We start from the raw sequence: 20,801 nt of genomic DNA on the forward strand, positions 1-20,801 counted from the left end.
GGTCAGCGACGGTGAGCGAAAAGATCAGTGGGGAATGCCCACGGCGAGCGCTAGAGTTAACCTTTAGTCCTCATGCCACCGAACGTCTGAAGGCAAACCATCACCACTGTGACTGACACCAACCGCTGTGACATTCCGCCCCGAGCACTGCAGGCCGTGCTGTGGGACATGGATGGTACCCTCGTGGATACCGAACCGGCCTGGAACGCCGCCCATGCCGCGATCTTAGCCGAGCACGGTGTGGAGTTCACCGAGGAGCTGGCCCACCGGCTCCAGGGCCAGACCATGGCCGCGACCGCCGAAATCTTCAGCTCACTTGGTGTACAGATTCCGGCCGAGGAGCTGACCCGGATGGAATATGAGCGAGTCACCGCCCAGGTGGTCGGCCATGCGCCACTGACCCCGGGAGCAGCCGATCTACTGGCGGACCTCAACAAGCGCGCGGTTTTACACGCGGTGGTCTCTGCCTCGTTTACCTCCCTGATTGAGTCCGTGTTGTCTGCCGTGCCGAACCATGGGTTCACCGCCACCGTGGGGGGAGACCAGGTGACCCACGGCAAACCGGACCCAGAACCCTACCTCACCGCCGTCGCCCGGCTCGGGCTAGACCGGGCCGCTGAGTCTGGTCGCGTGGTGGTTTTGGAGGATTCGGTCCCCGGGATCCTGTCTGGACTGAGCGCCGGACTGCCCACCGTGGCCATCCGTCGCACCGGCTCGGTCCCCTTACCCGACCAGATCACCGAACACCGGCTGGCCCGGTCCGGGAAGTTGTTGGTGGTGAATTCACTCACCGAAGTGAGCTATCAGCGTTTGCAAGACTGGGTGGCCCCATCGTGAGTGCCTCATCAGCCACCATCTCGGAGCAGGGCATTGTCATCGCCCGCTACGATCGGACCCCGATCCGGTTGGCCTGGAGCTGGTGGATCTTCGCTACGGCCTTGCTGATCCTGATTCGCCCGTTCTTCGTGATCCTCACCCCGCCGACGGCCCCGGGCTGGTTGCCTTGGTTGCTCTCGGCGTTCTTCGTGCTCGGGCTACTGATCACGGTGCTCTGCCACGAACTTGCCCACGCCATCGCCGCCCGGTCGTTCGGGTGGCGAGTCTATGAGATCCGACTGACCCTCTGGGGCGGATACACCTCCTTTGCTGAGCACGATGGCAACCATCCCCGCACCCCGATGCGCTCCATGGTGGTGGCTCTGGCCGGCCCGGCTGCCAATATCCTGCTGGCGCTGATATTGACCCTGGTGGCTGAGCTGACCGGCCCCCACCTTCCCAGCCCCTGGCTGGGCCTGATCTCCGTGCTCACCACTGGAAACTGGCTGATCGCTGCCTTTAATCTCCTGCCTGGGCACCCGCTGGACGGTGGTAGCGTGGTGGAAACCATTGGCTGGAAGATCACCGGTTCCAAGGCCCAAGGATTGATTGCTGCCGGCTGGTCTGGGCGCCTGATCGTCGCCGCGCTGATCATCGGGGTGGTGGCTGTGCTCATCCTGAGAGGCGATCAGCTACCCATCCTGTTATTGGTCGTCGTCGGGGTGCTGGTGCTGATGCTCTGGGGGGCTGCCGGTGAGGGAATTAAACGTGGCAACGCCCTGCGTCGCGCCGAGGCGACGGTGCTGGCAGAGCTCGCCGTTGCTGTCATCCTCGTCAGTGCAACCACCCCGGTGGCCCAGGTGATCGACAAGTTGCAGAAATACCCGTCCGGTTATCACGACCAGCCACTTATTGTGCAGCTCAGTTCGTCGCAGGAGACCGGTCCCCCTCGGGTGACCGGTCTGATTGATCCGGCCACACTGGCCCAGGTACCGACCGAATTCCGCCACCAGACCAGCGCCCACCAGGTCAGCCAGGCCTTTACCGGAAGCACCCACTACGTGCCCGCGGACCGGCGGATCTCCGAGCTAGGTTCGGCCCTAGCCACAGATCCCGATCAGGTCTTGCTGCTCACCCCTGGCTCAGGCACCCCGGCCAGCACCAGCCAGCTCCCGGCGGCAGCTGTGTTGGGCAGTCGCATCGCGGTATATCTGTCCACCGGCCCATAAGCCTGCGACCCCGGTCCTGGCTCCCGCACAAAAACGAACGCTATCCCTCAACCCCACAGGAGACGTCTTCAATGCCGTACACTCCCTGCACACCCGGCACGCCCCGGCCTACCGGCCTGACCGCCCGGCGTGGCCCATTGCTGGCCGGCCAGCGAGTGCAACTCACCGATGAGAAGGGCAAGATGAACACCATCACGCTGGTACCGGGAGAAGTGTTTCATTCTCACCAGGGGTATTTATCCCACGACGAGTTGATTGGCGGACCCGACGGCGTGGTGGTCACCAATTCCTTGGGCCACCAGTACCGGGTGTTGCGACCGCTACTGAACGACTTCGTGCTCTCCATGCCACGCGGAGCCACCGTGGTCTATCCGAAGGATTCCGGTCAAATTCTGCAACAGGCCGATATCTATCCCGGCGCCCGGGTGCTGGAGGCCGGAGCCGGATCCGGGGGACTGACCATGTCGCTGTTGCAAGCGGTCGGTGATCAGGGACAGGTGCACTCCTATGAACGTCGCGAGGACTTCGCCGACATTGCCCGAGGAAATATCGAAACCTATTTCGCCGGCCCCCACCCGGGCTGGCACCTCCACCTCGGCGATGTCCAAACTCAGGCGTTAGCGGACCACGAACCGGGCAGCTTCGACCGCGTGGTGCTGGATATGTTGGCTCCCTGGGAGTGTGTGGAGATGGTCCGTGAACTCCTGGTACCCGGGGGAGTGTGGCTGACCTACGTGGCCACGGCCACCCAGCTGTCTCGGACCGCTGAAGCCATTCGTGAGTCCGGATCCTTTACCGCCACCCGGGCTTCGGAAACCATGATGCGGGATTGGCACGTTGAAGGACTGGCGGTCCGCCCCGAACACCGGATGATCGGACATACCGGATTCCTGTTGGTCACCCGCCGGATGGCCGATCACCAAGAGTCTTTGCAGTTGCGCAAGCGTGATAAGTCCGAAAAGTTCAGTGACGACGACATTGAGTTGTGGACGCCCAGCGACGAGGCGCGCTGGGTACCCGAAGAACACGGCCAACGCGAGGCCAAACCCAAACGTGCCCGCAAAGAAGCCCGCGCGGCAACCCGGTACGCCCAACACGCCGCCACAGCACAGCGCACCACCCAGGTCACCACACAGCAACATTCCGGTGAGCTGGGGGAGAACAACACTCAACCTCCAGGGTCCACCGCGTAGGATACGCGTAGAATAGAAGGGTGACCTCAGAACGTTAGGAGGGTCTTCAATGACGGAACCGGCACGCGTTGATTCCGCAACCACCGCCGAGCAACAGCTGTCCTCCATGCGGCGCCGTCTGGGCTCATTGGTGGAGAAGAATCGGCAGCTACGTCATGACATTGACGCCGCCTCCCGCAATAACCGGCGGATGGTGGAGATGCTGGACCTCACCCGCGAACAGATTGCCACGTTAAAGCAATCCATTGAAGACGCAGCACTGCCACCGTTTAATTTTGCCACCGTGTTGCAGTACCACCCGGCCCGCCAGGCGGTGGAGGGCACCGAGCTAGCTGCCACCACTCGGGCGAGCGTGGATGTGCTCTACAACGGCCGTAAACTCCGCACGCACCTGTCCCCGTTGCTGGATGCACAGCAGGTCGTCTCAGGTGCCGAGGTGTTGCTCGACGAATCCCTCTGCGTCATCTCGGTCTTGGGGCACACCACCACCGGCGAGCTGGCTCGCGTGAAAGAAGTACTCGATGACGGGCTGTTACTGGTAGTCGGTCGCGCCGATGACGAGCACGTGATGCGGCGGGTCCACGAACTGACCGATCGCCCGATCCGTGTCGGTGACGCAGTCACCGTGGACGTGAAGTCCGGTTATGTTTTCGACGTGGTTGCTCTCTCCGAGGTCCAAGATGTGGTGTTGGAGAAGGTCCCCAATATTTCCTATGACGACATTGGCGGACTGGGCGATCAGATTGAGATGATCCGCGACGCGGTCGAGCTACCGTTCACCCACCCTGACCTCTACCGCGAACACGGGTTGACCCCACCAAAGGGCGTGTTGCTGTACGGACCCCCCGGTACTGGTAAAACCCTGATTGCCAAAGCGGTGGCCAACTCCTTAGCCCAACGTGGCTCCGGGGATCGCACCGCCTACTTTTTGAACATCAAGGGCCCCGAGTTGCTGAATAAGTATGTGGGGGAGACCGAACGCCATATTCGCACCCTCTTTGCTCGGGCCCGGGAAAAAGCCTCGGACGGCTACCCGGTGGTGATCTTCTTCGACGAAATGGAGTCACTGTTCCGCACCCGCGGGTCCGGGACGTCCTCCGATGTCGAAACCACCATCGTCCCGCAGTTACTGGCAGAAATTGACGGTGTGGAGTCACTGAATAATGTGATTGTTATCGGTGCGTCCAACCGGGAGGATATGATCGATCCGGCCATCCTGCGCCCGGGTCGCCTGGACGTCAAGATTCGGGTAGAGCGCCCCAATGAGGCCGAAGCTCGCGAAATCTTTGGCAAGTACGTTACTGCTGAGGTGCCGTTGCACCCCTCCGAGCTGGCGGTGCACGGCAGTCGTGAGGCCACGGTGGAGTCGATGATCTCCACCGCTGCAGCCTACATGTACGCCCGGGTGCCACAGACCGAGTATGTGGAGGTGACCTACCTGGATGGCTCCACTCAGGTGTTGCACTTTGCGGATTTCGCCTCGGGGGCTACCATCGCCAATGTGGTGGATCGGGCCAAAACCCATGCCATCAAGGAGTATTTAGCCGCTCAGGACCATCACCCGCAGGCAGCCAAGGGACTGAAGACCCAGCACCTGGTTCGGGCGGTCTCTGAAGAATTTGCCGAACAGCAGGATCTGCCCAATACTTCCTCCCCGGAGGAGTGGGTGAAAATTTCTGGTCACCGCGGACCCCGGGTGGTGGGATTACGGATGCTGTGTGAGGCCTCGTTCTTGGGCGATAAGAACGAGAATGCCCGCCGGGTCGAAGAAGCGGTTAAAGCCAACCAGGCTCAGCACACCACGTCAGCGAACACCACCTCGGCGGGGGAGTAATCCGGTGACCGAGCACCAGCAGAGCTCCAGCCAGCGCCCACCAACTCTGTTGCCAGCAGGCGCCCAAGACCTCGTCCCCGCCGGACGAGCCACCGTGGGATGGGGTGTCCACCGGGTGGTGGGATTAGAAACCGAGTACGGGATTCACGCCCCCACCCAGCCGGGGGCATCCCACGCAGCCCTCTCGTTCGATGTCGTCAACGCCTACGCTCAAAAGCTTCAGGACGACCACGTCCCGGTGGCCGGCACCGAGTGGGACTACGGGGAGGAATCCCCGTTGATGGACGCCCGCGGATGGCGGATCCCGGTTACCGAAGCCCACCCCACCCAGCTAACCAACCAGCCACTCAACGATGCTGAGGGCAAACCGATCCACCAGCTGGTCAACACCTTATTGCCCAATGGGGCACGGTTCTACGTTGATCACGCCCACCCGGAATACTCCTCCCCAGAGACCACCAACCCTTGGCAGGCGATGATCTACGACCAGGCCGGGGATCTGATCATCGGCTCGGCGGTAGCGTATCTGAACGCCCACAGCCATCGGGCCGCGGTCCAAATCTATAAAAACAACACCGACGGCAAACTCGCCTCCTATGGGGCCCACGAGAATTACCTGGTGGACCGAGGCCTGAATTTCGACGAACTCACCGCCCGACTCCTGCCGTTTTTCGTCGCCCGACAGGTGATCACCGGCTCGGGCCGGGTCGGGATCGGCATCAGCGACCGCCGGGCTGGGTTCCAGCTCTCCCAGCGCGCAGATTTCTTTGAAGAAGAAGTCGGGATCGAGACCACCATTCACCGCCCGATCGTCAATACCCGCGACGAACCACACGCGACCGCCTCCAGCTACCGGCGGTTGCACGTCATTATTGGTGATGCCAACCTCAGTCAGTGGGCCACCTGGATGCGGGTGGGCATGACCTCGCTGGTGTTGCACATGATCGAGCTAGGAACCGCCCCCGCCCTCGAGCTGGCCGACCCGGTCGCAGCGTTGCAAACCATCAGCCACGATCCGTCGTTGCAGGCCACAGTGACCGTCAATGGTGCCGGCCAATATACCGGGCTGGATCTGTTAGAACGCTACCTGGAGGCCGCCGAAGACCACGTGCAACGTTTTCAGATCACCGATGAACAGACCCGTCAGGTGCTCTACGAGTGGCGGACTGCCGTGGACGGGTTGCGCACCGACCCGTATCAGTTCAGTGACCGGATCGAGTGGCTCGGCAAATACCGGTTGCTCGATGCCATGCGCGCTCGGACGGCCACTGGCAGGTGGGACGAGGCCAAACTGGCCATGATGGACCTGCAGTGGGCCGATATTCGTCCCGACAAGGGCCTCTACCACGCGCTGGTAGCCCGGGGGAGCATCCGCCAGCTCGTCGACGATACCGTCGTTCACCGGGCGGTGATGCACCCGCCGGAGGACACTCGGGCTTATACCCGCGGTCGCAGTATTGGCATCTTTGGCGCCCATCTGGCCGGGGTGTCCTGGGACAACCTGGTCTTCCGGCCCTACCACGAGGGCCGGCTCTACCGGCTGGACCTGCGCGAGCCCTTGGCCGGTAGCAAGGCCGAAATTCGCCACCTGCAAGAGCTGTCTACCGGTGCCCCGGTTGGGGAGGACACCGAGATCTTCCGCCCCGGACGCGAGCCAGTCCCGGCGACACCCTCCCCGCAGACCAATCAGGCACTCACCGAGGTGCTCACCGTGCTGAGCCGATACCACAACGGGCCACGCTCTCAACGCAGCACCCGGTATGACCGCTAGGCTCAGGACCACCACACACCATTAGGACCGATCAGGAGGATCACCATCATGGCAGCACAACAGAACTCACCCCAGTACCGCAACCAACGTGAGGATCAACACGACCCGGGCACCCCGGAACCGGCGACCGCACCGGCGACCAGTAGCAGTTCCTCGGCCGGAGACTTGGACTCGTTGCTCGACGATATTGACGACGTCTTAGAAACCAACGCCGAGGAATTCGTCAAAGGCTTCGTCCAAAAAGGTGGCCAGTAAACCCTCGATAGCACCACCAGCACCACGAAGGCCACAACCGTCTCGGACATTGTACCGTTGGCGTGGCTGAGACACAGAAAGGGGAGCCTCACACCATGGACCATCGCGCTTTCGGCGTGGAAACCGAATATGGGGTGCACTATGTTCCCTCCGGAATTGACCCCCGCACCGGCAGTCCCACCGGCCGGCTGAGCCCCGAGGACGTGGCACGCTACCTGTTCCGGCCGGTGGTGTCCTGGGGCGGCTCCTCCAACGTGTTCATCTCCAACGGGTCTCGGCTCTATCTGGACGTGGGCTCCCATCCCGAATACGCCACCGCCGAGTGCAGTCTGCCCAGTGAACTGATCGCCTCGGACAAAGCCGGTGAGCGCATCTTCGGTGAGCTGGCCCACCGGGCCGAAGCGGCCTTGGCCGAGGATGGATTTTCCGGAACCATCTATCTCTATCGCAATAACGCCGACTCCCAGAACAACGCGTTCGGCTCCCACGAGAACTACACCATCACCCGGTCGCTACGGTTTCGGCGGCTCACCGATGCGTTGATTCCTTTCTTGATCACCCGCCAGCTGATGACCGGATCCGGTGTGATCATCCCGGACCCCTCGCAACTACCCGAGCAGGCGAGGTTCCCGGTGAACCCCGAGCCCCATTTCGCCTTCTCTCAGCGTGCCGACTACGTCCAAGAGGGGGTCTCATCCTCCTCCACCAGGGCGCGTCCGATCATCAACACCCGCGATGAACCCCATGCCGATGCGGCGGTACACCGGAGGCTGCACGTCATCGTCGGGGACTCGAATATGTCCGAGACCACCCAGTTGTTACGGCTGGCCACCACCGATCTGATGTTGCGGATTCTGGAGGCTGGGGTGCCCCTACCGCAATTGCAACTAGCTCACCCGGTCCGCGCCATTCGGCAGGTCTCCCATGATTTAACCGGAACCCAGCAACTTGACCTCGCTGAGGGTGGTACCCGTTCGGCATTAGAAATCCAGTGGGAGATTCTGGCCTTGGCGCAACACTTTATTCAACGACATGGTGCCCACCACGATGAATTATCGGCCGCCATGCAGCTCTGGGAGCGCACCTTGGAGGCCGTGGAGGCCCAAGATTTTTCTCGGATTGATACCGAGATCGACTGGGCTATTAAGTACCGATTTATCAACCGCTATTGCGGGAAAAACGGTTATGGTCTTGATCACCCGCGGGCCAAACAATTGGATCTGTCCTATCACGACATCAACCCCGATCGGAGCTTGTTTTACTTGTTGCAATCACGCAATGCAGCCCGTCGGGTCCTGACCGATCAGGACATCACCCACGCCACCGAACACCCACCCAAGACCACTCGAGCCAGTATTCGTGGCCGGTTTATCCGTGCTGCCCGCGATGCGGGGATGGGATACGCCGTGGACTGGACGCATCTGAAATTTGTCGATTTCCCGCTTCATACAGTTCATACAAAAGAGCCCTTAGACACAGATTCCAGTCAAGTCGATGAACTCTTGGCACGCGCTGGGCTCGAGGGATAAACCACGGTGCAAAATCTTTCACGCCTGCCGATGTTTGTGTAACCATTGGTACAGAGAACCCCACCGTGAATGTCTATATCAATTACATGATCGAGGATCTATTTGTCCATGGCTAAGTTGTCTTCCCCTTGTTCACAACGCGCAACCCGACGCGTCACACTGATCACGAGCCTCGCCCTGAGCGCGTCCCTGATACTGTCCGGTTGTGGTGGCGCCGAAGGCACCGGCGACGTTGATGCTCTGGATGTCGTTGACTTCGAACAGTCCGACCCACAGCAGGCTCCTGACGTGACCGTGGATGGCGCGATCGAGGCCGATGAGGTCTCCACCCGAGTTTTGGAACAAGGCGACGGCGAAACCTTGGCCGACGAAGATCTTGCCCTTATCCACACGGCGGTGGTTGACCCGACCAATTCTGAGGTGACGCAAGAATCGTTCACCGGCAATGGGGAGGCCCTCTACATCGATCCCCGCTTAGCCGAAGAAGACCCGACCTTACACGAAGCGCTGACCACGAACCCCGTCGGGTCCCTGATTGCCTACTACGTGCCAGCCAACACCTATGGCAACGGCACACCCGATCAGCTCTTGGTGTTTCGGATCTCCGAAGAATTGCCCACCCACGCCGACGGCGAACCCGTGGACGAATCAGAATTAGACCCCGCCTTGCCGACCGTCACCGAGAACGAGGAGAACGGCGAGCCCACCATCGAAACCCCGGAAGGCGACCCCCCGGAGGACCTCGAAGTCGAGGTGCTGAAGGAGGGCGAGGGCGAACAGGTCGATTCCAACTCGTTTGTGACCGTCCAGTACCGCGGTATTAAGTGGTCTGATGGTGAAGAGTTTGACTCTTCCTGGGCCAACGGTAGCCCAGCACAGTTTGACATCAACGGCTTGATTGAGGGTTGGAAGGAAGGCCTGGACGGTCAGCAGGTCGGCTCCCGCGTGCTGATCTCGGTTCCGCCCGAGCAAGGTTATGGCGATTCGGAAGGTCATGAACTGCAGGAGGAAACCCTGGTGTTCGTCGTCGACATTCTGCACAACGTCGACATGACCCCGCCCGAAGGTGTCGACCAGCCTGCTCCTTCAGATGAGGCCTCTGAATAGGACGACAAACACGATAGGGTGTGCCCCAACACCCCTAAATAGCAACTCTGTGAGGATTCACCATGTCTTTTGGCCAACGCCACTACGACCGGACCCGTCCCGAGATCGATTTTCCGGGGGAGACGCCTCCGACTGAGCTGGTCATTGAGGATGTGATCACCGGGGCCGGCCCCGAGGTCACAGCCGGGGATAAAGTTTCCTGCCACTACGTAGGTGTCGCCTGGTCGACCGGTGCCGAGTTTGATGCCTCGTGGAACCGGGGCACACCTCTGGATTTCACGGCCGGAATCGGTCAGGTGATCCCAGGCTGGGATCAGGGGCTACTCGGCATGAAGGCCGGAGGCCGTCGTCGCTTGGAGATTCCACCCCACCTGGCTTATGGTGAGCGTGGTGCCGGTGCTGACATCGGCCCGAACGAGACCCTGATTTTCGTCGTCGACCTGGTGAGCGTGAACTAATTAGCACCAAACAACAGCGCAGTGTTGAACGCATCGTCTCCCTGATGTGGCTCCTGCTGGACTCCACACAGGGACTGACGAAGCGTCAGATTCGGCACTGCGTTGACGACTATCGCGAACTCAACGACGACAGTTTCGACCGACAGTTCACCCGGGATAAGACCAGTCTGCGAGACATCGGCATCCCGCTGGTTTCCGATGAGATCGAAACGCTGGAGCACACCGAGCACCGGTACCGGATTGATCGGGACCAGCTATTCTTGCCTCCCATCGATCTGGAACCAGATGAGTTCCGTGCCCTGAATCAGGCCCGCGGGGTCTGGGACCACACCCCACTGCAAGCTGCAGCACGACGTGCCACCGGCCGGATGGGACTGCAGACGGCCACTCAGTACGAGCACGGTACCGAACCCAGCCTCTCAGCACAGCTGGCCAATACGTCGAAGAACCTGGTGCAACTGTCCGAGATGGCTCTCGCCCAGCAGGTGATCCGATTCGGCTATCGTGCTGCAGATGGCACCTACTCGGCCCAGCGGTCCGTCCGGGCCTGGGTCGTGGTCATGGCCAACGGACAGTGGTATCTGGTGGGGTGGGATCTGGACCGACAAGCGGTCCGGAATTTCCGCCTGACTCGGTTCACCACTGATCCCAAACCGGTCACCGACCGGGACCCGAATACACTACCGACCGGCTCTCAACGCCCGGTAGATCTGGACGTGTCCGCACTGCAACGTCAGCTGATCCCCACCGACGATCCGCTCACCACGGTGCAGGTTTGGGTTGCAGACGGCCACGGACCGCAATTGCGACTGCTGGGGACCGTACTGCAGTCCTCGAGCTCAACCCCGGGTTGGGACCTGGTAGAGATTCCGGCCGCACACACTGTGGACATCCACCAGCTTTTGGCTCGCGCGGTCGGCCACGTCGTGGTGGACCCACACCATCACCCCGATCTGGCGCAGTCGCTTTTGGCCCAGTGGCAACAGGTCATCGACGCCCACCAGCGACCCGATCCCACCGGTTTTGATCTTCGAGCACCCAAACGTGAACGCTTACGGGCCGCTGAAACCGAGCGGATCGCCCGTTTGCTCGACATTGTCGCAATTCTCAATGTCCGCGGTCGAACCAGTCGCGAAGAGCTCAAGTCTCGGCTGGGTTTGAGCGATCAGCAACTGAGCAAAGATCTCAACGTATTGCAGTTCTGTGGGATGCCCGAACGAGATTTTGCCGGCCAGCAATTTGATATCGACCAGGTCGGTGATTCGGTGGAAATCTACCAGGCCGAAGACCTGCAGGCACCGCGCCGGTTCTCACGGCCCGAGGGCACGGCCCTGCTCTCAGCCCTGGATGCCCTGCAACGACAGGGAATCGCCAGCGAGCAGGAACTACAGGCCATCCGCAGTGCTCGGGCCAAAATCGATCGTGCCATCCGAACCTCAGCACCGGCCGATCATGATGACCCCGACCAGTCCCTTAACATCGTGGCTTTATTCCCGGACCTATCCTTGGGCCCCTACCAACAGCTGGCTCAAGATATTCACCGGGCCATCAGCGACCGCCGGGTGCTCGTTATCGACTACTACGGCCAGTTCGCTGATCGAGTCACCACCCGGGAGATCGAACCGTTGCGATTACTGTTCTACCGGCAACACACCTATGTGCAGGCCTGGTGCCGTCGTGCGAATGCCGAACGGTCCTTCCGGCTCGATCGGATCGGGCGTTTGGCCGAGACCGAGGACACCTTCACCCCACATGTGGCCTTGCACGCATTGGGCCTGCCCACCACCGGCGAGACGCATGATGACCACGAGACGTTGGTGGTGCAGTGCCTGTTCTCCTACCGTTTGAAGGATCTGGTACCCACCTACGATCCTGTCCGTGTGGCCGAACTCGATGACGGTCGCGTGGTTGCGGAACTACGCATGCATTCGATGCGTGCTCTGCAGGATCTGGTCACCTCCCACCCCGGAGAAATCCAGGTGCTGGGCACCACACCACAGTCCCGTCGCGTGCGAGATGAGCTCGTCAAAGGCCTGGATGGAGCAATCGCCACCCAGCACCGTGCCATGACAAAGCAGGACTTTCTGTCACCGGTGACATCTAGATCGCTGTAGACTGTTCCACAGCTACGGAAAGGACGTGCCATGTTACCTAAGGGTTGGCCACTGGTCATCGTTATCATTCTTATTCTTCTGCTGTTTGCAGCACCCAAATTGCCGCAGTTGGCCCGCAACCTGGGCCAGTCCATGCGCATTTTCCGCTCCGAGGTCAAGCAGATGAAAGATGAGGACCAGGACTCCGAGAAGTCCCAGACCTCGCAGAAGGACTCCGCTGAGTCCGAGCAGGGCTCCGATATCCACGCCGTGGAAGGCACGGTGGTCGAAGACGAGCCGGACCAACAACACTCTGAACACACCGCTCAGAACAACAACCGCTCCTAAATTTTTATCGGTGTGACTTTTCACGTCCATGACTGAAAACTCCTCCTCCGACCCTGGTTCGAGTAGCACGAGCACCACCGGCAAAAAGAAGTCGCGCACCACCACACGTCGCCGTCACAACCCCGAGGGGCAAATGCCCCTGAAGGCCCACCTCACAGAGCTCCGCAACCGCATCATCAAAGCAGGGCTCGCCCTGGTGGCCGGCACGATCGTGGGTTTTATCCTCTATCAGCCCACCTTCACGATGATCACCGAACCGGTGTCACGGTTAGACACCGCAGAGCATCCGGCCGAGGTCGTGTTTTCTTCGGTCGCTCAGCCTTTCGACATCATGTTGCAGGTCGCGCTTTTTACCGGTGTGGTGATCTCCAGCCCGATCTGGCTGTATCAGTTGTGGGCCTTCATCATGCCGGGGCTGAAGAAAAACGAGAAGATCTACACGCTCGGTTTTCTCGCCGCGGCAATCCCGCTGTTCATCGGCGGGGTGCTGTTGGGCTGGGTCGCGTTGCCCCAGGCACTGTCTTTTTTCACCTCACTGACTCCGGAAGGTACCGCGCACCGGATTCAAGCCACCGTCTATATTCCCTTTGTGCTCCGGTTGTTGCTGGTCTTCGGGGTGGCCTTGGTGTTGCCGGTCATCTTGGTGGGTCTGAATATGGCCGGGGTGATCTCGGGCAAACAGATCCTGAAACAGTGGCGGATCTCGGTGATTGTCATCGCCGTGGTGGCAGCCATGGCGGCCCCGGGCTCGGATGTGATCACCATGTTCTTCATGGGGCTGCCACTGACCATCTTGTTCTTTGTGGCCTTGGTGATCTGTCTGGTTAATGACAAGCGTCGGGTGAAGCGTCAGACCAAAAAACAACGACAGCTCGATGAGGAGATTCAGCGCGGGGCGAGGCCACTAGGGGAACTTTAATCGTTTCCCCTAGGCTGAATAGCATGACCGAGGCAGATCAGCACTTATCACCCGCCGAACGCTATGCGCTGGATGCCAAGCGTCGACGGCAAGCTCGCACTCCGCTCGGCGAGTTTTCCGCCTCACTGGGTTTTCAGCTCGATGAGTTCCAGCAACAAGCCTGTCAGTACCTGCAACAGGGCCACTCGGTCTTGGTAGCTGCGCCCACCGGGGCGGGAAAAACCATCGTGGGAGAGTTCGCAATTCATCTCGCCCAGTCCTCGGGGCTCAAGGCTTTCTATACCACCCCGATTAAAGCGCTCAGCAATCAGAAGTACACCGATCTGGTTCAGCGCTACGGAGCCGCGCAGGTGGGGCTACTCACCGGGGATGTGGCTCGCAACCCGGATGCTCCTATTGTCGTGATGACCACCGAAGTGTTACGTAATATGCTCTATGCCGACGCGGAGCCACTGAGAAATCTCGGCTACGTCGTCATGGATGAAGTCCACTACCTGGCCGACCGTTTCCGCGGTGCTGTGTGGGAAGAAGTGATTATCCATCTTCCCGAGCACGTTGCGTTAGTGTCGTTGTCGGCTACGGTCTCCAATGCCGAGGAGTTCGGCGCCTGGCTGGATACGGTGCGGGGTCCCACCAAGGTCGTGGTCTCCGAACACCGTCCGGTCCCACTCTGGCAACACGTCATGGCCGGAAAGAATCTTTACGACCTGTTTGCCACCACCGGTGAAGGTGTGGAGAAACCCAAGCTCAATCCGGAGCTGGCGAAGATTGCCAGCGAACAGCAACGAGCCGGTCAGCCCGCCCACTGGGGTAAACCCGGTTCCGGAAAACGCGGTCGCGGTGGCAAGAGAGGAAAGGGTGGCAAAAGAAGCGCATACCGCTTCCGGAACCACACCTCCCAGCACCGCCACAGTCCCGGACCACACGCCCAGGCGATGGCTACACAGACCCGAACCTCCCGCCCAACGATGGTGCGGGTACTCGAACGCGAAGCGCTGTTGCCCTGCATTACCTTCATCTTCTCCCGTGCCGGTTGTGATGCTGCGGTAGAACAGTGTCTGCAAACCGGCCTGGATTTGACCACTCCGGCAGAAAAACGCGCCATTGAGGATCTGGTTGACCAAGCCGGAGCGACGCTACCCGAGCACGACCGTGACGTGCTGGGCTTTTGGGGGTGGCGCGATGGCCTGAAACGTGGTTTCGCCGCCCACCATGCCGGCATGTTGCCACCGTTCAAAGAGGTGGTGGAGGAACTGTTCGCCGCCGGGCTGGTCAAGGTCGTGTTCGCCACCGAAACCCTGGCGTTGGGCATTAATATGCCAGCCCGTACGGTGGTGTTAGAGAAGTTGGTGAAGTTCAATGGTGAAACCCACGCACCCATCACGCCGGGGGAGTACACCCAGCTGACCGGGCGAGCTGGACGACGTGGCATTGACATTGAGGGTCACGCGGTGGTGATGTGGTCCGACCACCGGTTCGAACCCCATCAGGTGGTCGGGTTAGCCTCGCGTCGCACCTACCCGCTGAATTCCTCGTTCAAGCCCACCTACAATATGGCCGTTAACTTATTGGCGGTCTACGGTCTCGATACTGCCCGGGGGATTCTGGAGTCGTCGTTCGCCCAGTTCCAGGCCGACCGGTCCGTGGTGGGTCTGGCCCAACAGGTCAAAGAACAAGAAAAGTCCTTAGAGGGATACCGGCAGGCGATGAGCTGTCATCTGGGGGACTTCACCGAGTATGCTGCCCTCCGCCGAGAGCTGGCCGTGGCTGAAAAATCTGCGTCCCGGGTGAAAAAACGTGCCCGGCGCGATGCTGAAGAACAATCCTTGACCCGGTTGGTGGTTGGCGACATTATCGAGGTCACAGGTCCCCGGAAATTCGGGGTGTGTACCGTGGTCTCCACCGCCGGCAACCCCCATAACCCCCGAGTTGCGGTCATTACCCATAAGGGGCAGTTTCGCCGGGTCGGCACTGATGATCTCGCGGAACCGGTGGAACCGATCGGGTCGGTGAATTTGCCCAAGAATCTGCTCACCAAGACTCCCACGCAACGCAAAACGATTGCTTCCTGGGCTCGCGAAGCCCTGCGCCGGAATCAGAAACCTCGGCCGCGCGAAGAAATCACCGGGTTCCGGTACCGGGATGAATCCGCGATCGAACGCGTCGAAGAGTTGCGGGCGATGTTGCGCGCCCATCCATGCGATACCTGTGCCGACCGAGAAGAACACGCCCGCTGGGCCAACCGGTGGGCCACGTTGCGCTCTGAAACCGACCGGTTGATCTCCACGATCGACTCGCGGACCAACACGATTGCCACCACCTTCGAACGCATCCTGGGCTTGTTGGCCGATTACGACTACGTCGATCTGGAAACCGAGACGCTCACCAAACCCGGACACGTCCTGCGCCGGATCTATGGGGAACGTGACCTGTTGACCGCATTGTTGCTTCAAGACGGGGTGACTGACACCATGTCGCCCGAAGACCTAGCCGGGCTGGCGGCGCTGTTGGTATTTGAGGGCCCCGAGGAGGAATTGATCGTCCAACCCGATATGCCCACCCCGGCACTGACCGAGGCGCTGGATGCCAGCGATGCGATCTGGTACCAGCTCCAAGATGCCGAGTCACAAGCCAGTCTGAAAGTCACCCCGCAACCGCACCCGGGGTTGGTGTGGCCAGTCTTCCGGTGGGTTCGCGGTCAATCGTTGACCCTGTGCCTGTCCGGCACCACGCTAGCGGCCGGAGACTTTGTCCGGTGGGCCCGGCAAGTGATCGATATGCTGGACCAGCTGGCGAAGGCCAGCCCGGATGCGGATTTTTCCCGGCGGTGCTTTAAAGCCAAGGACCTGGTTAATCGCGGCATCGTCTCCTACTCCGCTAGCCCCGACCCGCTGGGGGAGGATGGCCCCGACCCCCTCGATTCCCTGGAGTCCGCCGAACCTACTGGGACCACCGATGAGACCCGCTGAGAACAGGAGAGAGAACACGCTATGAGCCTGCTACTGCGTAACGGCTTCATCCACACCGCTGATGACCCTTTTGCCACCGCGGTGCTCATTGAGGATCAGACCATCTCCTGGGTGGGGTCCGAGGAAACCGCTGACGCGATGGTCAAGGCCACTACCGACCCCGAGGACACTGTCGAAGTGGACTTGGCAGGAGCCTTGGTGGTGCCAGCTTTCATCGATGGTCTGAGTACTCAGGCCCCCGACGTGACCACCGGATCCGAAGACCGGCAACTGGTGTCGATGACGACCGAGGCGGAATCGGTGGAGGACCACAATGCGGTGGTACGCTACGGTCCGATCGGCTCTGCAGCCGCACAGTGGTGGATCCCTCACCAGGAGATCGATGACGGGTTGACCCAGTTGCTCGAACACAGTGACCGGACACCGGCGGTGCAGGCGTTGATCGGCTCGAGGTCACCGCACGAGTTGGATAAGATTCTGTCTCGACTCGAAGGAGCCGATGCCGGTTGGCTAATGCGGGCCCGCCACCGGGTAGTGGCCAATCACCCGCTCAGCGCCGAGCAGATTCAGCGCATGCGAGCAACACAGTTGTCGTTGACTGTCACACCGCTCTGCTCGGACACACCCGAATTGCAGGCGCCGCTGGCCGATGTGGTCGCAGCCGGCATCCACCTCAGCCTGGGTTCCGGGGATGATGAAGCCAGCCACGAGAATATGTGGCGGGTCGTCACCGCAGCGGTGGAACACCCAGACCCCGTCCAGCGACTATCCACCCGGGCAGCCTTTCATGCGGTGACTCGCAACGGGGTACGGGTTTTGCCCTCGGTGATCTCCCAGCGGTTATTCCAGCACGGTCGGATTAGTGTCGGCTCACCGGCGCGGTTGGGTGTCTACACCGGGACCGAGCTGGGCGTGCAAGTGCCGGATGAATCCAGCGCCCAATTTTCCACCGATGCCCGGGCCGGCTCGGCGTTATTGCCGATCGTGGATTCCGCTACCCCCTTGCCGCAGCGCCAGGCCACTGTGGTGGGAGAGGACTACCGGGGGTGACGGGGACGCAAGCTCAGCTGCCACGAGAAGAGAACACTCCGCGCTATACTCATGCGAGGAGAAGTCCAGCACGGCTAATCGAGGAGAGCCATGAAAGTACTGACCATCATCCCAACCTATAACGAGGCAGAATCCTTGCCCGGAACTCTGCAGCGCGTGCGAGTGGCTAACCCCGAGGTGGATGTCTTGGTGGTCGACGATAATTCTCCCGACGGCACCGGCGAGTGGGCCGATGAGCAGGCAACTCAGGACTCTCAGCTCCACGTGTTACACCGCACCGAAAAGAACGGGCTAGGTGGGGCCTATTTGGCTGGTTTCGCCTGGGGCCTGGAGCGTGGTTACGACGTACTGGTGGAAATGGACGCCGACGGCTCCCACCAGCCTGAACAATTGCACCGGCTCTTAGACGCGGTCAATCAGGCTGATCTGGTGATCGGTTCGCGCCGGGTGCCCGGTGGCAAGATGGTCAACTGGCCTTGGTACCGCAAGCTGATTTCGATGGGTGGCTCGGTATACCCACGAATTCTCTTGGGGCTGAAACTCACCGATATCACCGCCGGTTACCGCGCCTACCGTGCTGACACGCTTCGGGAGCTTGACTTGGATGCTGTCCAGTCCAAGGGGTATGGCTTTCAAGTGGACATGACCTTCCGCACCGCGCTGGCCGGTAAGCGTATCGTTGAGGTGCCCATTACCTTCGTTGAGCGCGAGTTCGGCGAGTCCAAGATGAGTGGCAATATCATCACCGAAGCACTGGTAAATGTCACCAAGTGGGGTGTGCAGGCTCGCTGGGAGACCGCCAAGAAAAAACTCGGCCTGAACTAAATTCACTGCCAAGAGCCAAGAGCTGAGACACCCCTCCCTTAAGCACCACGCCGGAGTGGGAAAGGGTGCCTGTCGCTACGGCAGTGGCTCTTCACCACGACGTTCCCGCAGGGCATTCAGCCGTTGTTTGAGCGATTCTTCGAGTTCTTCGATACTACGACGCTCCAGCAACATATCCCAGTGGGTCCGCACCGGTTTGGAGTTGTCTTCGACGTGCTGTTCACCGTTGACCAGCCGCGCCTCTTTACCGGTTTTTGTGGTCCAGGTGGGGGGAACTTCAGCTTCAGCGGCGAAGGTGACAATGACGGTTTCACCGTCTTCGCAACGGTACTCCACCCGCTGTCGGGCTGCCGGCTCCACACCGGCTTCAGTTTCCATGGACTGCGAACCTAGTCGCATCCCGCGAAGACTGCGATCACTCATCCAATAACTCCTCTATATCAACCTCAGTGGTGCTACCGCTGGCCCGGCAGAACACCGGCGCAAACTACCACTATAGATCATTGCTGATCGTCAGCACGACCGGCCTGCGGTGGATGCGGCGGACGGGCCGGCAGTCCATCCGCAGTGAAATCAGGCTCGGCCAAGGCCTCTTCCAAGCTGGTGTGCGACAGCTTGGGAGCCTTGGGAGCGTGCTCAGCAACCTCAGCGGCAGTAGTCGGCCGGGGCTTACGCCGGACGCGACGCTGTTCGGACTCTGCAGTTCCAGCGGAGTCATGCTCCGAAGTACGCGGGGCCCAAGTAGTCTCAGCGCCATCGGCCGAGGAATTATTCCCGGCCCCGGTCTGAGGTGTCGACTGGGAACCATTCTGGTTAGTGGGGTTTCTCGGGCCGACGGGATCGCCACTGGGTCCTGGAGCGTGGAAACCGCCAGCAATATTCTTCAACGCGTCAGTCAGTTCAGACGGGATGATCCACATCTTATTGGAGTCGCCTTCGGCCAGTTTGGGCAAGGTTTGCAAGTACTGGTAGGCCAACAGATCCTGATCCGGGCGACCGGCGTGGATGGCCTCGAATACCGTGGTGATGGCCTCAGCTTCGGCGTTGGCACGCAAGATTCTGGCCTGGGCCTCACCTTCAGCAGCCAGCACCGAAGCCTCGCGATTACCTTCCGCGGTCAAGATCTCGGATTGCTTTTCACCCTCAGCTGTGAGAATCGCGGCACGACGATCACGCTCTGCGCGCATCTGCTTTTCCATCGAGTCCTGAATTGAGGGCGGGGGATCGATAGCTTTCAGCTCTACACGAGAGACCCGGAGCCCCCATTTGCTGGTGGCTTCATCCAGCACGCCACGCAACTGAGTGTTAATCGAATCGCGGGAGGTCAGTGCCTGTTCGAGGTTGAGACCACCTACCACGTTGCGGAGCGTGGTTGTGGCCAGGTTTTCCACGGCGTGAATGTAGTTGGCAATCCCGTAGGTGGCGCGGTTAGGGTCGGTGACCTGGAAATATACCACCGTGTCAATGGAGACCACCAGGTTGTCCTCGGTGATGACCGGTTGTGGCGGGAAGGAGACCACCTGTTCACGCATATCAATCAGTGGTAGCATCCGGTCGATGATCGGTACCAGCATGGTCAGGCCCGCTCCTTGAGTACGCTGGTACTTCCCCAAGCGTTCCACGATGCCCGCGCGAGCCTGGGGGACGATTTTGATGGCACTCGCCAGTACCGCGATGATCACGATGGCCAAGATGATCATCACGACGACAAGAATGATTTCTCCGGCACTCATAGTTCCTCCGGGATGAGTTTGTTGGGGCCTTTCAATTGTTCAACGCAATGAACGCTTTAGGGTGACAGATCTAACACGAGTATATCGAGACCTCGCAGACGGGCATAGCCACCGCACGGCCTATCGCTGAGGACGGACCCATAAGATCGCGCCGTCAACCCGCTCGATCACGACTTCCTGATCCACCGCCAGAGGCATCGGGCTGGTGGTACGAGCCGACCAAATCTCGCCATCGAGCTTGACGAAACCCGCGTGTTCTGACACCTCGCTAGTCACCGCCGCATTCCGGCCCGGATAGGCCTCGATCGAGTCATCGTGCGGATGACTGCCCGGCAAGCTCAAATGTCGCATCGCCACCGGACGCAGGGCAAATAACAACACCGCTGCTACCGCCGCGAATACGCCAATTTCCGCCGCGAAGGGGATGCCGAACAACGAGGCGATCAAGGCTCCGAGCGCGCCACCGGCAAGCATGAGAAAGATCAGATCCAACATCATGAGCTCAACGAGTACTGAGCCGGCAGCGACGACCAGCCACAGCACCCAGGTGTTGTCAGACAGCCAGTCGAACATCCTGTGACCTCCTGAATGTGGTCGCCGAAGCACTCTCGGTTCCGTTGTGTCGTAGCCTACCGAAAAGCACCGCCCAACACAGTACTCACACTTGACCAG

The 20,801-nt window shown here is 60.5% G+C and carries 18 protein-coding genes; 15 read left to right on the plus strand and 3 right to left on the minus strand.

Going from position 1 to position 20,801, the window contains the following annotated elements; genetic code table 11:
- Nucleotides 1-108 precede the first annotated feature (108 nt).
- The 15 genes from DCC24_RS02535 (at nucleotide 109) to DCC24_RS02605 (ending at nucleotide 18,396) form a co-directional block, all read left to right on the plus strand.
- Nucleotides 109-837, plus strand: coding sequence for an HAD family phosphatase (locus tag DCC24_RS02535; protein ID WP_110098339.1), 729 nt, complete (start codon nucleotides 109-111; stop codon nucleotides 835-837).
- On the plus strand, nucleotides 834-2,045 hold the full coding sequence (locus tag DCC24_RS02540; protein ID WP_158524579.1) for a site-2 protease family protein: 1,212 nt from the start codon (nucleotides 834-836) through the stop codon (nucleotides 2,043-2,045). The genes DCC24_RS02535 and DCC24_RS02540 overlap by 4 nt, the downstream gene beginning before the upstream one ends.
- A 71-nt stretch (nucleotides 2,046-2,116) precedes the next feature.
- On the plus strand, nucleotides 2,117-3,238 hold the full coding sequence (locus DCC24_RS02545; protein WP_110098341.1) for a tRNA (adenine-N1)-methyltransferase: 1,122 nt from the start codon (nucleotides 2,117-2,119) through the stop codon (nucleotides 3,236-3,238).
- A 49-nt stretch (nucleotides 3,239-3,287) separates the two neighbouring features.
- Nucleotides 3,288-5,072: a proteasome ATPase gene (arc, locus tag DCC24_RS02550; RefSeq protein WP_233491948.1), complete on the plus strand. Its 1,785-nt coding sequence runs from the start codon at nucleotides 3,288-3,290 to the stop codon at nucleotides 5,070-5,072.
- A 4-nt stretch (nucleotides 5,073-5,076) separates the two neighbouring features.
- Nucleotides 5,077-6,843 carry a depupylase/deamidase Dop gene (gene dop / locus DCC24_RS02555; protein ID WP_233491949.1) on the plus strand — a complete coding sequence of 589 codons (1,767 nt, stop codon included), beginning with the start codon at nucleotides 5,077-5,079 and terminating at the stop codon, nucleotides 6,841-6,843.
- A gap of 48 nt (nucleotides 6,844-6,891) precedes the next feature.
- Nucleotides 6,892-7,098: a ubiquitin-like protein Pup gene (locus DCC24_RS02560; protein ID WP_110098343.1), complete on the plus strand. Its 207-nt coding sequence runs from the start codon at nucleotides 6,892-6,894 to the stop codon at nucleotides 7,096-7,098.
- A gap of 95 nt (nucleotides 7,099-7,193) precedes the next feature.
- Nucleotides 7,194-8,627 carry a Pup--protein ligase gene (gene pafA / locus DCC24_RS02565; RefSeq protein WP_110098344.1) on the plus strand — a complete coding sequence of 478 codons (1,434 nt, stop codon included), beginning with the start codon at nucleotides 7,194-7,196 and terminating at the stop codon, nucleotides 8,625-8,627.
- Nucleotides 8,628-8,735: 108 nt separating this feature from the next.
- Nucleotides 8,736-9,734 (plus strand): FKBP-type peptidyl-prolyl cis-trans isomerase, encoded by a 999-nt coding sequence (locus tag DCC24_RS02570; protein ID WP_110098345.1) that lies wholly within the window; start codon nucleotides 8,736-8,738, stop codon nucleotides 9,732-9,734.
- A gap of 62 nt (nucleotides 9,735-9,796) precedes the next feature.
- Nucleotides 9,797-10,192: an FKBP-type peptidyl-prolyl cis-trans isomerase gene (locus DCC24_RS02575; protein ID WP_110098346.1), complete on the plus strand. Its 396-nt coding sequence runs from the start codon at nucleotides 9,797-9,799 to the stop codon at nucleotides 10,190-10,192.
- A 44-nt stretch (nucleotides 10,193-10,236) separates the two neighbouring features.
- On the plus strand, nucleotides 10,237-12,306 hold the full coding sequence (locus tag DCC24_RS02580) for a YafY family protein (RefSeq protein WP_110098347.1): 2,070 nt from the start codon (nucleotides 10,237-10,239) through the stop codon (nucleotides 12,304-12,306).
- Between the two features lie 30 nt (nucleotides 12,307-12,336).
- Nucleotides 12,337-12,633: a Sec-independent protein translocase subunit TatA gene (gene tatA / locus DCC24_RS02585; protein WP_110098348.1), complete on the plus strand. Its 297-nt coding sequence runs from the start codon at nucleotides 12,337-12,339 to the stop codon at nucleotides 12,631-12,633.
- A gap of 28 nt (nucleotides 12,634-12,661) precedes the next feature.
- Nucleotides 12,662-13,552, plus strand: a complete 891-nt coding sequence (gene tatC, locus DCC24_RS02590) for a twin-arginine translocase subunit TatC (RefSeq protein ID WP_233491950.1) — start codon at nucleotides 12,662-12,664, stop codon at nucleotides 13,550-13,552.
- A gap of 23 nt (nucleotides 13,553-13,575) precedes the next feature.
- Complete coding sequence (locus tag DCC24_RS02595) at nucleotides 13,576-16,521, plus strand: RNA helicase (RefSeq protein WP_110098349.1); 2,946 nt, start codon at nucleotides 13,576-13,578, stop codon at nucleotides 16,519-16,521.
- A gap of 21 nt (nucleotides 16,522-16,542) precedes the next feature.
- Nucleotides 16,543-17,571 carry a hypothetical protein gene (locus DCC24_RS02600; protein WP_110098350.1) on the plus strand — a complete coding sequence of 343 codons (1,029 nt, stop codon included), beginning with the start codon at nucleotides 16,543-16,545 and terminating at the stop codon, nucleotides 17,569-17,571.
- 90 nt (nucleotides 17,572-17,661) lie between these two features.
- Nucleotides 17,662-18,396 carry a polyprenol monophosphomannose synthase gene (locus DCC24_RS02605; protein WP_110098351.1) on the plus strand — a complete coding sequence of 245 codons (735 nt, stop codon included), beginning with the start codon at nucleotides 17,662-17,664 and terminating at the stop codon, nucleotides 18,394-18,396.
- Nucleotides 18,397-18,471: 75 nt separating this feature from the next.
- Here DCC24_RS02605 and DCC24_RS02610 read toward each other — a convergent pair whose 3' ends face one another.
- The 3 genes from DCC24_RS02610 to DCC24_RS02620 all read right to left on the minus strand — a co-directional run bounded on the left by DCC24_RS02610 (nucleotide 18,472) and on the right by DCC24_RS02620 (nucleotide 20,702).
- Nucleotides 18,472-18,819: an RNA polymerase-binding protein RbpA gene (locus DCC24_RS02610; RefSeq protein ID WP_110098352.1), complete on the minus strand. Its 348-nt coding sequence runs from the start codon at nucleotides 18,817-18,819 to the stop codon at nucleotides 18,472-18,474.
- A gap of 77 nt (nucleotides 18,820-18,896) precedes the next feature.
- On the minus strand, nucleotides 18,897-20,096 hold the full coding sequence (locus DCC24_RS02615) for an SPFH domain-containing protein (RefSeq protein WP_369859815.1): 1,200 nt from the start codon (nucleotides 20,094-20,096) through the stop codon (nucleotides 18,897-18,899).
- Between the two features lie 153 nt (nucleotides 20,097-20,249).
- A complete protein-coding gene (locus tag DCC24_RS02620; RefSeq protein WP_110098354.1) occupies nucleotides 20,250-20,702 on the minus strand; it encodes an NfeD family protein in 453 nt (150 codons plus the stop codon).
- Nucleotides 20,703-20,801 lie beyond the last annotated feature (99 nt).

It is taken from the genome of Auritidibacter sp. NML100628, from assembly GCF_003185985.1.
Taxonomy (GTDB): domain Bacteria; phylum Actinomycetota; class Actinomycetes; order Actinomycetales; family Micrococcaceae; genus Auritidibacter; species Auritidibacter ignavus.

Bases quoted from the DNA above. Each gene is read 5' to 3' on its own strand.
- DCC24_RS02610 (WP_110098352.1), bottom strand. From the start codon at position 18,819: ATGAGTGATCGCAGTCTTCGCGGGATGCGACTAGGTTCGCAGTCCATG.
- DCC24_RS02575 (WP_110098346.1), top strand. From the start codon at position 9,797: ATGTCTTTTGGCCAACGCCACTACGACCGGACCCGTCCCGAGATCGAT.
- DCC24_RS02615 (WP_369859815.1), bottom strand. From the start codon at position 20,096: ATGATCATCTTGGCCATCGTGATCATCGCGGTACTGGCGAGTGCCATC.
- DCC24_RS02580 (WP_110098347.1), top strand. From the start codon at position 10,237: ATGTGGCTCCTGCTGGACTCCACACAGGGACTGACGAAGCGTCAGATT.
- DCC24_RS02595 (WP_110098349.1), top strand. From the start codon at position 13,576: ATGACCGAGGCAGATCAGCACTTATCACCCGCCGAACGCTATGCGCTG.
- DCC24_RS02600 (WP_110098350.1), top strand. From the start codon at position 16,543: ATGAGCCTGCTACTGCGTAACGGCTTCATCCACACCGCTGATGACCCT.
- DCC24_RS02560 (WP_110098343.1), top strand. From the start codon at position 6,892: ATGGCAGCACAACAGAACTCACCCCAGTACCGCAACCAACGTGAGGAT.
- DCC24_RS02545 (WP_110098341.1), top strand. From the start codon at position 2,117: ATGCCGTACACTCCCTGCACACCCGGCACGCCCCGGCCTACCGGCCTG.
- tatA (WP_110098348.1), top strand. From the start codon at position 12,337: ATGTTACCTAAGGGTTGGCCACTGGTCATCGTTATCATTCTTATTCTT.
- DCC24_RS02605 (WP_110098351.1), top strand. From the start codon at position 17,662: ATGAAAGTACTGACCATCATCCCAACCTATAACGAGGCAGAATCCTTG.
- tatC (WP_233491950.1), top strand. From the start codon at position 12,662: ATGACTGAAAACTCCTCCTCCGACCCTGGTTCGAGTAGCACGAGCACC.
- pafA (WP_110098344.1), top strand. From the start codon at position 7,194: ATGGACCATCGCGCTTTCGGCGTGGAAACCGAATATGGGGTGCACTAT.
- DCC24_RS02570 (WP_110098345.1), top strand. From the start codon at position 8,736: ATGGCTAAGTTGTCTTCCCCTTGTTCACAACGCGCAACCCGACGCGTC.
- DCC24_RS02620 (WP_110098354.1), bottom strand. From the start codon at position 20,702: ATGTTCGACTGGCTGTCTGACAACACCTGGGTGCTGTGGCTGGTCGTC.
- arc (WP_233491948.1), top strand. From the start codon at position 3,288: ATGACGGAACCGGCACGCGTTGATTCCGCAACCACCGCCGAGCAACAG.